We start from the raw sequence: 13,170 nt of genomic DNA on the forward strand, positions 1-13,170 counted from the left end.
TCGAACGCGCACGAGGCTTACCGGATCCAGGCTTCACCGTCTCAGTGTCCTTGCAACCCACGACATCGAGATGTTCGAGCGGGTGTGCCCGTTGGTCCGTCCAGGTTCGATACGTGCGGAGGCCGTCGGCGCCCGTGCTAGTCGCGCGCCTCGGGATCGACGGACCTTCGCAGGCCGTCATCCCTGCAAACCGGCGTGGTGGAAGTACCGATAGACCCTCCGATAGGCCTCAAGCTCCTGCGGCGGAATACCCCTCAGCTTGAGGGGTTGCTTCGACAGCTTCGGCAACTGCAGATCGAGCGCGGCCCGTTCGCGCGGCGTGATCACAGGCACTCTGAGGTCGAAGACGTCGGCACCCGCCGAATAGAAGTCCATGCCAGAGAACCAGCCGGTGACATCGGCCGCTTTTGTAGCCGGAGGCGCAAGCAGCCCGCCGATTGTTTGCATCGGCGCGTTGTCACGGTACTTGAAGTTGACGAGCTGGAACCATGCGGCAGGGTCACGGCGCTCGTCGGCTGCACTCCGGATGACCGAGTCCACGATCCGCCATTGCTCGCTCCGCAGTCCGTCGCCGCCGAGGCGGGCGTCGGTCAGCCCACTGCTCAACTGATTCCGACCCACGGCGTCAGCTAGACGGTCAACGCGACCCTCGAGTAATCCGGGATGGCAGTTGATGGTCACGAAGAACAGGCTTGGAGCGTGCAGGTTGCGAGCGACATCCTTCAAGTCCGACACGATCGACTCGCTGAGTGCCGCCGTGTAGTCGAACCACATGATCGTCGGCCGGGTCATGTCGATCTCGTTGCGCTGAAGCGCCTCCGTCGTTGAGGCGTGAACGATCCTGATCGTCTTGAACGGCTTGTTGAATTCGAAGCGCGTCGGGTCCGACTTTTCGATCGAGTACATTTTCGTCACGTTGAGGGAACGGTGCATCAATTCGAAGTCGAGGAACTCGAGCGCCCCCATTCCCACGTATTGCGGCCGCTTCCGGTTTGGGTATGCGTGCACGAACCGTTGGGCTACCTCCAGAATGAGGTGACGTTCAATGTTCTTGGAGGGGCGATGCCGGTAGTCGAATCCACCGGTCACGGCGTGGCTTCGCTTTCCAGGAAGTAGTCGAACGTCTTCCGCCCTATATCCACTGCCTTGGTAGTTCCCAGAATTTCGGATGCCGCGACAAAGTCCGGAACTGGCACCGTGTACGAGATCCGCTTGCCTTCGACCTCGCGGGACAACTCAGGATTCGGCGTCACGTAGGAAAGCGCTCGCGGCTTCTCATTGCGGAGGCTGGTCGTCGACACCGATGACGCAGACGAAAGCGTCGACGTGATCGGCACGTTGGGACGTTTCGGGTCTTCCATCTGGACGCCGTTCACGGCTCGGCGCTCGAGCTTCAAGTGATTGAGGAGAGTGATCACCTGCCTGCCAGCCTTGATCATCTCGCCGCGAACACTGGTCCACACGGGGTCGGAGCTTTCCACGCCGGTCTTCGTGGTGTTCCAGGGCAGCGCAATCGAGTCCTCGGCCGTCATGTAAACGTAGCCTCGGAACCGGTCGTACTGTGGGTGGAATCGAGGCAGATTGCCCTTTCCGCCCCACCCCGTTAGCAGCGTTTGATCCGCGGCCAGGAGTAAGCGCTCGTTGCCAAACACGTACCAGCCCGCATCCTCGGAGCCGGTGGAGACGTCTTCCGGCTCCGCATCCTCGTTTGTCTCGGCTTTTTTGCTAACTCCGGCATAGATTTCGACGTCGATCGGTTTGCCATCCGCGCTCTGCAACTGAAATTTTTGGATGAGCGGATACATTCTTTTCTCGTCCGACGCATCGACCGCGAGCATCGTCGGAGTGCGTTCGAGGGAATCTCCGTTTAGCGAGATAACAAGCCCGCGCTCGATCGAGACCCGGTGCTTGGACTTAAGTTCGTCGCGTAGTTGACCGATACGTCCGCTGTCGGCAAAGAACTTCTTTACGTCGTCGCTGAGGTCGGTGACCCGGATACGTGTGCCGGCTGGAGGAAACCTGCCTTCAGAAGCGGCATGGTTGACCAGGGGGATGGTCCAGTCGTTCGCTTCCTTCGCCCAAGCCTTCACATCAAGCTGCACGCTGAAGTGCGAGTCTGAAGTTGAGGAATCTACCTCGAAAGCTCCACCAAGCTTGAAGAGGGCTCGCTTGAGCCCGACCCCGAACTGACCGATCGACGTTGGTGACGATTCGACTTCGTCGGGGCGACCCAGCCGGAACGCGTACTCGCGCGCGGCCTTGAGCGTGATGCCCTTGCAATTGTCTACGATTGTGAATTCGCCGTTCCGCGTCGAGATCTCGATGCGCAGTCCATCCAACGGCTGGTTGGGTCGGAGCTCGTTCGCGCTGTCCACCGCGTTATCCACGAGATCGAGTATCGCCGCGACAATCTCGATGTCCCGCGTCAGGATGCTGATGAAGAACCGTTTCACCGGCGAGACGTTGATCGTCTCGACTTCGGGGTCGACTGTCGTGCCGGCCATGAGGTGCCTCCCTGTTTGTCCTGTTTCACACTAGGGCTGGACGCGTGCAGTGAGCGTCATCCGCGCGCTCAGCTAGCTCAGAGACCTGCGGACTACCGTCCCGTGTGTGGGCGAGGTGTGGGAGACGAGCGATAAGGTGCGGACGCGGATGGCCGCGACCCGATCGAGCGGGACTCGGCTCGAGCTCCGCATGCGGCGAGAACTTACCGATCTTGGCGTCAGATATCGGCTTCAAACCCGACCCGTTCCTGAGTTGCGGCACCGCGCCGACTTCGTATTTGCCGGTGCTCGGGTCGTCGTCGATCTTCGGGGCTGCTACTGGCACGCTTGCGAGGTTCATTGCGTCCGCCCGAAGACCAACGTGGATCGGTGGGCCGAGAAGTTCGCGCAGAACAAGGAACGGGATCGGCGCGTTGTTGACGAATTGACAGCTCGAGGCTGGACCGTCGTGGTCGTGTGGGAGCACGACGATCTCAAGCAGAAAGCCGCGGAGATCGCCGGTCTTCTGCGTTCACGTAGGTGATCCGGTCGGCCCGTACGTCGGCCGATTGGGTGTGGCCGCGCGCCGTGTTGTCACCGTCGCGCCGTTGTCAGGCGTCGACGCCGAAGGCGCGAAGCAGCGGCACGCGAGGGATCATCCTGCGCGGGCCGAGCTGGATCGTGGGGATCGTCCCGCTCTCGATGCCGAGCTTGATCGTGCGGTAGTCGACGCCGACGAGCTTGGCGGCATCCTTCATCGTCAGTGCGAGCGAGTTCGCGGACCTGTTCATTGCCTTCTCCTTCCCATGAGCAATGCGTGACATTGCTTGCGCACACCGTACTCCCTCCGTGAGCAAAGCGCGACATGAATTGCTCACCACGCCCTAATCGTGCGACACTCGCTGGTGTGAGCGAGCTCTTCCTCGAAGCGATCGACCCCGAACGGATCCATGTCGGAGACGGCGTCCACATGCCGTTAAGATGGGATGCCGTCGCGACCGGCGAGCCCGACAACCTGGGTGCGATCCGTGTGGGCGTGGTCTACGACCAGCAGCTACGACGGTCGGTCGCTGCATCCGTCCGCGTGGATCGACTGGGCGAGGGCGAGGAAGTCACCGCCGCCTTGTTGCGGGATGTGAGCGTGCTTCAGATCGTCCAGCGGTCTGCACTCCGCGTGGTCACGGTGCAACGGAGCGAAGGGGAGCCGATGTTCCTGAGCGACTACTTCGCCGGCGTGCGGGCTCAAGCACCCAATCGAGAGTTCGGCGACACGGTCCTCGAGGCCGTGAGGCTATACCGGATCGCGACAACGGTGAACATCGCGCCGCTCAAGCTCGTCTCGGACCAGCTCGGCGTGAGCGTCAGCACGGCCACGCGGATGATGGCGCGGGCTCGCGGTGCCGGTCTCGCGGAGGACCTCATCACCCGCGAGACGTACAACCGAATGCGCGCCGACGAGGAGCAGCGGACCCGCCCGCACCAGCTCCCGGGCTCTCCGTCTGGCCCCTCGCTAGGGCGCTGACGTCAACGAACCGCATCAAGCTACATCTGTGCACATTGCCAAGCAAGTCGTGTTCGTGCGCGCAAATCGCGCAAAATCGCCCCCTTCACGGCATGGCCAATACGGTCTTGCCCGCATTCGTTTCTGGCATGGGTCGGAGAGCCGCTCCACGACTGGCAACTCTTGCCCGCATTTTGGCCGCATTCCATTCGCCGCTGGCTGTTTTCGGACGTCGCTGGATGTCGCAGCCGACTCGAAAATCCGCGTAATTCCGCGGAAGTTGTCGTTCCATGTTGCTATGCAGAATGCCCAAAACGTGTTCGAGTCCCTCCAGGGGGCACCGCACTTTTTCGGAGTATGACGTGGAACTTATCCTGAGACTTCGGGCGTCCTATCCGCCCCCGTTTGGCTGCCCCCGGCGTAGTCCATTCCCTCGAGCAAGGACACGAGCCGGCGCGTTCCGCGGGCATCAGCCCACTGACAATCCGCAGAGGATCGGAACCCATCAGGGTGACTGATCTCTGTCGGAGCAGGGTGCACAACGTGCCGCCGGGCTCTGGAATCCACACAAGCTGACTGCTGTCGCCATGTACCTGTCGTCATTCGGAGGGGCGGGTTCATCATGGATGCTGTGATCGCGTTGTCGATGTTCGCGAGCCTGATGCTCGTCGGGCTGGTCGCTGGAATCCTGCTCGCGACTCAGCTAGGCCAAGTCCGTGTGCAGAAGCAGCTGGGCGCACGGGACTTCACTCTTGTGAAGCACAGCTTCGAGATCGCCCTCGGCCGGGTGATGCCCATCCTCGTCGTCGCGGCTGGCGTGTCGATCGTCCCGCTGCTCCTTCTACTCGCTCCGCGCGGCTCGGTCCCGTTCATCGCGGCGCTCGTGGCGCTGCTGCTGTGGGCGGGGGTCATCATCGTGACGCTGATATTCAATCGACCGGTCAACGCCCTCGCCCGCCACTGGGACCCAGAGACGCCCCCGGACGAGTGGGAGGAACTCCGCGGCAAATGGCATCTCGGGCAGACCATCCGGACGCCTCTCGCCGTAGCGGCCTTCGCCGGAGTGACCCTCGCTTGCGTCTTCCCCGTGGTGTGAGCTGCCTGGAACTCGCTCCGTGGCCGGGGCACGGGCGCGTCGCTGCTTCGCCCCGGTGCCGCTCCACCGCTCCAAGGCTCCAAGAGCGGCCGACCCCTACCGTGGGACAACGGCTTGCCGACTCCCCACCCCGGCGACAACCCAGAAATCGTGAAGGATGCTCGACACTCCACGGCGACCAGCCCCTGGTCAACGCGGAACAGCTCGTGGAGCCCCGGACATAGAGAGTGGAGCCCCGGACATAGAGAGGGGCGCAGCCTCGCGGCTGCGCCCCTCTCGCGATTGGGTCAAAGTCCGACGGTGTCATCCGTCTCGCGCGTGACGCGGTGGGTCACAACCGGATCGGCCGGCCGCGCGACCACGGGATCGGCTACCGTGCGCGTGATCGTGTCAGTCCGACGACGTCGGAACAGCAGGACGATACCCGTCAGGAAGACAACTGCGCCGGCGATCATGAGGATGTACCCGACCACGTCAAGGCTCACCCACCCGATGTCGACGTTGACAGCGAACGCCAGGATGGCGCCGATCGCGAAGAGCGCGATTCCAGCTCCGATACTCATTGGTGTTCCTTTCCGGGCAGGACGACCCGCCCTCCCCTTGTCGGGCATTCCGCCCGCTGGCGATCATGACGCACTCCGCGGCGAGGCGTGGGGGGTTGACACTGCTGTCGCGCCTGCGGTAGCCGACCCCGAGTGGCTCCGGCTCACCTGACGCGACGGCTGTCGGCCTCCCTGCACCGGCACGGACCGCGGGCTACGTTCTCGCCTCACCGACCTCGTTCGCGGGGCCGGGCTAGGTGTGCTGTCCAGGCAGGTTGGTCAATCTGCTGATGGGTGGGTGGCCGCCGATCGCGGTGTGGGGCCTGTGGTGATTGTAGGAGTGCAGCCAGGTCGGGAGCGCGTTGCGGCGGGCTGACTCGGAGTTGTAGTGCCGTGAGTAGGCCCAGCCGTCGGCGAGCGTGCGGTGGAATCGTTCGATCTTCCCGTTCGTCTGTGGCCGGTAGGGGCGTGTGCGTTTCGGTCGAATGCTGAGTTCGGCGCAGGCGTCCCGCCAAGCGAAGGAGCGGTACGCGGAGCCGTTGTCGGAGAGGACGCGCTCGACGGTGACGCCGCGGGCAGCGAACCAGCCGACCGCGCGTCGCAGAACAGCGACGGCTGTGGCTGCGGTCTCGTCGTCGTGGATCTCGGCGTAGGCGACGCGGGAGTGGTCGTCGATGACGGTGTGGATGAACGCTGTCCCGGTGACCATGTCGCCGGCGATGCCACGTCTTCCGGTCCGTTTGGCGGTGACCGCTCGGTTGCGGTCGCCTTGGAACCGGCCGACGTAGCGCCACCCGCCGCCGTCGGGGATGTTGCCGAGCTTCTTCACGTCGACGTGGATCAACGAGCCGGGATGCTCGTGCTCGTAGCGGCGGGCGGGCTCGCCGGTGCGAACGTCGACGTGGCTGAGCCGATTCACCCGGCAACGCGTCAGGATCGCATGGACGGTCGACGCCGGCATCCCCAGCTGAGCGCCGATTCCGACCGGACCGAGCCGCTTCTTCCACCGCAGATGCACGACCTTCCGCACCACCGGCCGGGGCGTCCTGTTCGGACTCGAGTGCGGCCTGGAGGAGCGGTCCTGCATCCCCGCCTCACCCATCTCGACATAGCGGCGCGCCCACCGTTCCGCGGTCCGCCACGACACCCGGAAGTAGCTCGCAGCCGCAGCGACGGACCAGCCGTCATCGACGACCTGTCGGGCGAGCCGGAGGCGTTGGCGAGGGGTCAGCGCAGCGTTAGCGTGGGTCACGAGGACCTCCTTGGTCTCGAGTGCGGGAACTAGACAGCTCCACTCTCGACCGGGAGGTCCTCACCCGTCTATCGCGTCACACCTCAACCAACGTCCCTGGGCAGCACAGCTAGGCGATGCGCGGATGATCGGTGGGCACAGCGGAGAGGCCCGCCTCGCCGAAGCGGTGTGGTTCGCGCTGCAGCATCCGCTCGAAGAGGGCGACGTAGTTCTGCGCCATCTGGGCGGCCGTGAACCTCTCTTCGACGCTCGCGCGGCACGTCGCGCGGTCGAGTGAGCTCGCGCGCTGCAGGGACGCTGCCAGCCCGTCCGGCTCGGCGTCGATGAAGCCGTTCCGGCCGTGCTGCACGATCTCGGGCACGGATCCGCGGGGCGTTGCGACGACGGGAGTCCCCGTCGCGAGCGCCTCGATCATCACCAGGCCGAAGGGCTCGTCCCACTGGATGGGGTTGATCATCGCGCACGATGAGCCGAGCAGCGCAAACTTCTCCTCCGTGGAGAGCTCGCCGACGTAATCGGCGTTCGAGCCGAGCGCCGGGCACACGACATCGTCGAAATATGTGCGCTCGTGCGGCTCACGCATCTTCGCCGCGATCCGCAGCGGGATGCCCGCGAGCTCGGCGACGTGAATGGCCTCCAGCAGCCCCTTGTCCGGATGCATCCGTCCCAGGAAGCACGCCTCGCTTCCGCCCGGCCCGACGGGCACGTCCTCGACGCGGATGCCATGATGGATGACCTCGGTGACCCGGATGTCGCACGAGGTCGAGGCCTGGTGGTGCGAAATGGCGACGAAGGCCATGTCGGGCGCGGCGGCGCCGTAGAGCTCGAGCACGATGTCCTCGAACGGGCTGTGCACGATGGTGACGACGGGTCGACGTGCCGCACAGCGCGCGAGCACCGGGCCGCCGAGCGTGTTGTCGACGATCACGTCGACGTCGGCGAGCGCCTCGTATGCGCGGAGCAGATGACGCAACTCCGGCGCCGTGCACCCGATCACGCTGTGGTCCGAAGGCGGAAAGCCGGGCACCCGTTCGACCGCGCAGGTGCTGTCGCCGGATGCCGCGAGCACCACCTCGTGGCCGGCTGCGGCGAGTTCGAGCGCCAGTACGTCGATGAAGGACTCGATCCCGCCGTACGCCGGCGGCGGGATCGGGATCCACGGCGGGGCGATGATGCCGATCCTCATCGCGCTGACCTTCGGATCGGGGCGGTCGACGCGCCGAGCGGGGTGCGATGCACCGTGAGATGCGACGGCAGCCCGACGATCGAGGCCTCGCCTGCCGCGACGTCGACTGAGATCCGCGAACCGGCGAACGGGATGTTGCGCACGTGGATGTCGCCGAACTCGGGTGGCAGAGCCGGGGCGATCCACACCTCGTCGGTGGGCACCGACGGGTCGAAGCGGAGGATCGTGCGCAGCAGCGACAGCGGTGCCGCCGCCGCCCATGCTTGCGGCGAGCAGGAGGCCGGGTACACGACGGGCTGCGGGTACTCGTTCTGGTCGAATCCGCAGAACAGCTCCGGCAGCCGGCCGCCGTATCGATTCGCGGCCTCGAACAGCCCCACGGCGATGCGCTGCGCCTCCTCGACGAACCCGTAGCGCATCAGGCCGGCTGCCACGATCGCGTTGTCGTGCGGCCACACCGAGCCGTTGTGGTAGCTCGCCGGGTTGTACGCGCCCATGTCGGATGCGAGGGTGCGCACGCCCCATCCCGTGAACATCTGCGGCGACATCAGGGCCTCGGCGACCTGCGGCGCCTTGTCGTCGTCGACGATGCCGCTCCAGAGGCAGTGGCCCATGTTCGAGGCGCACCCGTCGACCTGACGCTTGTCGCGATCGAGGGCGATGGCGAAGCAGCCTCGGTCGGGCATCCAGAAGCGCTCGTTGAACCTGGCCTTGAGGTCCTCCGCCTTGGCCGTCCACGCCCGGGCGCCCTCGTCGTCGTCGCGCATCGAGGCGAGGAGGGCGCGCGCGAGGTAGGCCGCGTAGACGTATCCCTGCACCTCGCACAGGGCGATGGGCGGCTCGGCGAGCGCGCCGGTGGCGAAGTTCACGCCGTCCCACGAGTCCTTCCACCCCTGGTTCACGAGTCCGAAGTCGTTGAGGCGCGCATACTCGACGAACCCGTCGCCGTCCCGATCGCCGTCGCGCTCGATCCACTCCAGGGCGCGGTCGGCGGCATCCAGCAGGTCGTCGGCGTCGTCGGGAAGCCCGCCCCACCGGGCGAGCTCGCCGAGGACGACCACGAACAGCGGCGTCGCGTCGACGGTGCCGTAGTAGACCGACTCGCCACCGAGTGCGAGGTTGGCGGTGGCGCCGAGCCGGACTTCGTGCAGGATGCGGCCGGGCTGCTCCTCCGACGCCGCGTCGCTCGTCATGCCCTGCAGATCGGCCAGCGTCCTGAGCGTGCCGAGCGCGAGCGTCGGATCCAGCGGCAGCGCCATGTAGGCGGTGAGCAGCGAGTCACGCCCGAAAAGGGCCATGAACCAGGGGACGCCGGCGGCCACGACCGCCCGATCGGCGTGGTTCGGGTCGAAGATGCGCAGCGATCCCAGGTCGCGCTGGCTCTGGCGGACCACCCGTTCCAGCGAGTCGTCGCCCATCGAGGCGACCGGCACCCCGGACTGCCAGGCGAGCAGCCGGCGCACCGGCTCCTCAAGCGGCGTCGGACCCTCGGTGGCGGGTCCGAGCGCGACCTGCTCGCCGTTGACCGTGGGTGAGACGACGAGCAGCTGGGTCCATGTGCCGCGCGGCGGCAGTACGACGCGGAAGGCGATCCGGTCTCTCGCCACGCTCGCCTCGGGAGCATGGACGACGAGTCCGAGCGGATCGACCATTCCCACGGCGTCGATCCGGAAGCGACCCGACTCGTCGCGCGTCGTGGGGCGCGGGATGCCGCGAGCCCGGCCCTCCTTGACTTCGAAGATGTCGGCGAAGTCGGCCTCCAGCAGCACCTCGACCCGGAAGGACATCGGATCGCTCGAGTAGCTGCGGATGGTGACGCGCTCCCGCAGGCCGCCGTTGACGCGGCGGTCGCGCTCCACCGTCAGCGGGGTGTCGGCGCGCCCGGGCAGATGTCCCGCCCGTCCGACGAACACCGCATGGTAGGGCTCGGGGGTCAACGACGACAGCGACTCGATGGGTGCGCCGTCGACGAGAAGGGTCCACCGCGACACGATCCGGGTGTCACGGAAGAAGAGGCCGTGGGGAAGCTCCGGGACGATGTCGCCGTTCGCGCTGGATGTGCAGAACGACGCCCCCTCGAGAATCGTGACCGATCCGGCGCCCACGGGTGGGGCGAGTGTGTCCGCATTCCAGCCTGTCATCGATCCTGAACCTCTCGGGTGAGGGGGCGGCGCTCGACGCGCAGCGCCCGTTTTCGGATTCGGTGACGTTAGGCGCGTCCACCGCGGAGACACACGGGGATTGACCCCGCCGCTTCGCCGGTGTAGTCGACTGCGCGGGCGGCGCGCCGTTCCGGTCTGCTCACACCACCGCTTCGCCGACGATCACCGGATGCACGAGGTGCGGCATCCCGCGCCAGATGAGGCGATCGACGGTGGTGATCCGCATGTGCGACGAGATCGTATCGAGCGTCTCGCGGTTGCAGCGGCAGCCGTCGGCGACCGCGGCCCACGCGTCTGCGAGCCGGTCCTGCCATCGCGAGAGGCGCGGGCTGTCGGAGCGGACGTGCTCGCAGAACAAGAGCCGACCGCCTGGCCGAAGCACTCGCCGCACTTCCGCCAGCGCGGCGTCGGGATCACGGACCGTGCACAGCACCAGTGTCGAGACGACGGTGTCGAACGACCCGTCTCCGAAGGGCAGGGCCTCGGCCGGGGCGGCGACGATGTGGGCGCGGCGACCGAGCCTCGCGCGGCGCGCTTCGAGCCGGTCAGCCATCGGAGCGGATGGTTCCCCGAGAACCAACTCATCGATCGCCTCGGGATAGTGACTGAGGTTCAATCCGGTGCCGGCGCCGATCTCGAGGACCCGTCCACGCGCGCCCGCGAGCAGGCCACGGCGCGTGGCCCGCATCCCGCGATGCTCGCCGAGGGTCAGGAACGCGTCGTAGATTCCCGCGGTGAATCGGCTGCCCGCAACCTCGAACGCGGGCGCCGCGAGATGCGGCCGGGGCCCTTCGGACGACGTTGCTGCCGAGGCGCCCCGCTCCCCCGCTGCGGCGGGACGTGCCTGCTGATCTGTCATGTTGTCCTCCATGTTGCGGTGGTGTCGTCAGCCGAGTCGGCTGACGAGCTGTGTGAGCCACTGGTGCTTGAGCTCGATCCAGACGGCGCGAGCGGACGCGACCACGTCGCCGTTCTCGTCCAGGAGCGCGCTGGCGGTGTCGGTCGCTCGACCGTGCCGGTGGACGGTCCACCCGACGACGACGAGTCGCTCCCCGAGAAACACATCGCGGTTGCGGTGCGCCGCCATGGTGCCGAGGAGACCGACGCGACGGTCGAGCAGCGCCGACGCCGGGTAGCTGGGACAGTCCAGCGCGCCCCACACTGCGGCAGGATCCACGACGCCGCCGACGGTGTCACGCTCGTGCGGGACGAAGGGGGCGGTGAGCACGTCGCGGCGATTCTTCAGGGGCCCCGGGGTCACGCCCAGTCCATCGAGACGCTGAGCGCCGCACACCACGCAGTTCGACAGCAGGTGGCGCGCACCGTGGAGCGGGCTCGCCGCCCGTGCTTCCTCCGCATCGGCGAACCGGGGGGTGACCGGAGGGATCATCGTGAAGGGATCGAGCTTCGTCGCCGTCGCCAGGATCCGGTGGCTCGAGTCCGTGACTTCGGCGGACTGCCCGTCGTCGTCGACGAGGACCTCGATCCGCTCCTCGAGGGGGACGGGACGGATGAGTCGGACACTCGCGGTGCCACCCAGTGTCTCTGCGATCGCGCCGGAGGCGAAGCCCCCGTTGACGCTGCGAGGTGGGCCGTTGAAGCGAGCGTCGAAACGCAGGGTGTCGGTCGTGGTTCTCATGCCCCTAGCGAACCGCCACTGCAGCCTTCGGCTCATCGCTCGAATCAGCCAATCGCTCTGGCCGGATCGGGCCATGCCAGCGGCTGAGGATGCCTCGTCGGAAGGCGGTCCCGCGAGGCGACGGGGCATCCGCGAGAGCATCCGCTCGCTCGCCGGATCACCCTAGAATCCGGGTATGGCCACGCAGGAGCAGGTGGTGCGCCACGCGCGGGTCGGTGATCGTACCGTCGCCTGGTCGGCAGTCGGGTCGGGACCGACGCTCGTCGTCGGCGGGTGGTGGGCCAGCCACCTGGCGTTGAACTGGGAGGATCGCGCCTTTCAGAAGTTCGTGAACGAACTGGCCCGCCGGCACACGGTCATCCGCTACGACCGCCCGGGCACCGGCCTGTCGGATCGCACCGGACCGGCTCCAGCCAGCGTCGAGGATGAGCTCGCTACTCTGGCCGGCCTCATCGACAGCATCGGTCTTTCCCGCGTCTCGGTGATGGGTGCGTCGGCGGGATGCGCGGTGGCCTCGGCCTATGCAGCCGAGAATCCGGAACGGGTCGACCGGCTGGTCCTCTACGGCAGCTTCTCCCACGGCGCCGACATCGCTTCTCCGTCGGCGCGGGATCTGATGCTGTCGGTGATCGAAGGACACTGGGGGCTCGGTTCGCGCGTCCTCGCGGATGTGTTCCTCCCGAACGCGACGGCCGATGACCGTGAAGAGTTCGCCCGGTTCCAGCGGCGATCCGCTTCGCGGGAGACGGCGTCGGCGGCGCTGCGCGCGGTGTACGAGATGGACTCCAGCGACTACCTGTCCCGTGTGCGGGTGCCCACACTGGTCCTTCATCGGCGAGACGATCGCGCCATCCCGTTCGCACTCGGCCGCGAGGTGGCCGACACCGTGCCCGGTGCGACCTTCGTCCCACTGGACGGCGAAGACCACTTTCCCTGGCTCGGTGACACCGCCGCCGTGGTCGAGGCGATCGAACGCTTTCTCGATGGGATGCCGCAGCGCGCCGCATCGCGCCCGAACACGCCGGCCGCCCTCACCGCTCGGGAACGCGAAGTGCTGCAGCTGGTCGCCCAAGGCCTGACCGATGCACAGATCGCCGGCCGACTGAAGCTCAGCGCACACACGGTGCATCGGCACGTCGCCAACGCCCGCACGAAGCTCGGCGTCCCTTCGCGCGCGGCCGCGGCGGCCTGGGTGTCGACGCACCGCCAGTGAGCCGGGCAGAGGTGCAAGCGGCCCCGCGGCGGGGCAGCCACCGCCGGTGGGCGTCCGCTTGCGCGCGGGAGCGTATCGTCAGCGGACTGCGGCTCG

General features: G+C 66.8%; 13 protein-coding genes. 4 read left to right on the forward strand and 9 right to left on the reverse strand.

Annotation, left to right across the window (positions count from 1 at the left end):
- Positions 1-177: 177 nt before the first annotated feature.
- Together ABG085_RS13130 and ABG085_RS13135 are read right to left on the reverse strand one after the other, a co-directional pair.
- A complete protein-coding gene (locus ABG085_RS13130; RefSeq protein WP_347976181.1) occupies positions 178-1,089 on the reverse strand; it encodes an O-methyltransferase in 912 nt (303 codons plus the stop codon).
- The gene (locus tag ABG085_RS13135; protein ID WP_347976183.1) at positions 1,086-2,504 is read right to left on the reverse strand and encodes an ATP-binding protein; all 1,419 of its coding nucleotides are present in this window, start codon (positions 2,502-2,504) and stop codon (positions 1,086-1,088) included. Before ABG085_RS13135 ends, ABG085_RS13130 begins: the two co-directional genes overlap by 4 nt.
- Positions 2,505-2,610: 106 nt before the next feature.
- Here ABG085_RS13135 and vsr point away from each other — a divergent pair, with 106 nt between their 5' ends.
- Positions 2,611-3,027 carry a DNA mismatch endonuclease Vsr gene (gene vsr / locus ABG085_RS13140; RefSeq protein ID WP_347976184.1) on the forward strand — a complete coding sequence of 139 codons (417 nt, stop codon included), beginning with the start codon at positions 2,611-2,613 and terminating at the stop codon, positions 3,025-3,027.
- A gap of 67 nt (positions 3,028-3,094) precedes the next feature.
- On the opposite strand, the gene ABG085_RS13145 is transcribed toward vsr, so the two are convergent.
- Entirely contained in the window at positions 3,095-3,274 is a 180-nt protein-coding gene (locus ABG085_RS13145; protein WP_347976185.1) for a helix-turn-helix domain-containing protein, read from the reverse strand.
- Positions 3,275-3,390: 116 nt separating this feature from the next.
- Between ABG085_RS13145 and ABG085_RS13150 the strand changes: the two genes are divergently transcribed.
- Positions 3,391-4,005, forward strand: a complete 615-nt coding sequence (locus ABG085_RS13150; protein WP_347976186.1) for a hypothetical protein — start codon at positions 3,391-3,393, stop codon at positions 4,003-4,005.
- Between the two features lie 601 nt (positions 4,006-4,606).
- Entirely contained in the window at positions 4,607-5,080 is a 474-nt protein-coding gene (locus tag ABG085_RS13155; RefSeq protein ID WP_347976187.1) for an anthrone oxygenase family protein, read from the forward strand.
- Between the two features lie 287 nt (positions 5,081-5,367).
- Here ABG085_RS13155 and ABG085_RS13160 read toward each other — a convergent pair whose 3' ends face one another.
- The 6 genes from ABG085_RS13160 to ABG085_RS13185 all read right to left on the reverse strand — a co-directional run bounded on the left by ABG085_RS13160 (position 5,368) and on the right by ABG085_RS13185 (position 11,861).
- Positions 5,368-5,643 (reverse strand): DUF6458 family protein, encoded by a 276-nt coding sequence (locus tag ABG085_RS13160; protein WP_347976188.1) that lies wholly within the window; start codon positions 5,641-5,643, stop codon positions 5,368-5,370.
- Positions 5,644-5,875: 232 nt separating this feature from the next.
- On the reverse strand, positions 5,876-6,874 hold the full coding sequence (locus tag ABG085_RS13165; RefSeq protein ID WP_347976189.1) for an IS481 family transposase: 999 nt from the start codon (positions 6,872-6,874) through the stop codon (positions 5,876-5,878).
- A gap of 109 nt (positions 6,875-6,983) precedes the next feature.
- Positions 6,984-8,060, reverse strand: coding sequence for a glycosyltransferase family 4 protein (locus ABG085_RS13170; protein WP_347976190.1), 1,077 nt, complete (start codon positions 8,058-8,060; stop codon positions 6,984-6,986).
- A complete protein-coding gene (locus tag ABG085_RS13175; RefSeq protein WP_347976191.1) occupies positions 8,057-10,201 on the reverse strand; it encodes a glycogen debranching N-terminal domain-containing protein in 2,145 nt (714 codons plus the stop codon). Before ABG085_RS13175 ends, ABG085_RS13170 begins: the two co-directional genes overlap by 4 nt.
- A gap of 160 nt (positions 10,202-10,361) precedes the next feature.
- On the reverse strand, positions 10,362-11,081 hold the full coding sequence (locus tag ABG085_RS13180; RefSeq protein ID WP_347976192.1) for a class I SAM-dependent methyltransferase: 720 nt from the start codon (positions 11,079-11,081) through the stop codon (positions 10,362-10,364).
- Positions 11,082-11,108: 27 nt separating this feature from the next.
- On the reverse strand, positions 11,109-11,861 hold the full coding sequence (locus ABG085_RS13185; protein ID WP_347976193.1) for a hypothetical protein: 753 nt from the start codon (positions 11,859-11,861) through the stop codon (positions 11,109-11,111).
- A 175-nt stretch (positions 11,862-12,036) separates the two neighbouring features.
- Here ABG085_RS13185 and ABG085_RS13190 point away from each other — a divergent pair, with 175 nt between their 5' ends.
- Positions 12,037-13,074, forward strand: a complete 1,038-nt coding sequence (locus ABG085_RS13190) for an alpha/beta fold hydrolase (RefSeq protein ID WP_347976195.1) — start codon at positions 12,037-12,039, stop codon at positions 13,072-13,074.
- Positions 13,075-13,170 lie beyond the last annotated feature (96 nt).

This window comes from Microbacterium sp. ProA8, from assembly GCF_039905635.1.
Classification (GTDB): Bacteria; Actinomycetota; Actinomycetes; order Actinomycetales; family Microbacteriaceae; genus Microbacterium; species Microbacterium chionoecetis.

Coding starts and splice junctions, on each gene's coding strand:
- ABG085_RS13135 (WP_347976183.1), bottom strand. CDS start 2,504: ATGGCCGGCACGACAGTCGACCCCGAAGTCGAGACGATCAACGTCTCG.
- ABG085_RS13145 (WP_347976185.1), bottom strand. CDS start 3,274: ATGAACAGGTCCGCGAACTCGCTCGCACTGACGATGAAGGATGCCGCC.
- ABG085_RS13155 (WP_347976187.1), top strand. CDS start 4,607: ATGGATGCTGTGATCGCGTTGTCGATGTTCGCGAGCCTGATGCTCGTC.
- ABG085_RS13160 (WP_347976188.1), bottom strand. CDS start 5,643: ATGAGTATCGGAGCTGGAATCGCGCTCTTCGCGATCGGCGCCATCCTG.
- ABG085_RS13170 (WP_347976190.1), bottom strand. CDS start 8,060: ATGAGGATCGGCATCATCGCCCCGCCGTGGATCCCGATCCCGCCGCCG.
- ABG085_RS13175 (WP_347976191.1), bottom strand. CDS start 10,201: ATGACAGGCTGGAATGCGGACACACTCGCCCCACCCGTGGGCGCCGGA.
- ABG085_RS13180 (WP_347976192.1), bottom strand. CDS start 11,081: ATGACAGATCAGCAGGCACGTCCCGCCGCAGCGGGGGAGCGGGGCGCC.
- ABG085_RS13185 (WP_347976193.1), bottom strand. CDS start 11,861: ATGAGAACCACGACCGACACCCTGCGTTTCGACGCTCGCTTCAACGGC.
- ABG085_RS13190 (WP_347976195.1), top strand. CDS start 12,037: ATGGCCACGCAGGAGCAGGTGGTGCGCCACGCGCGGGTCGGTGATCGT.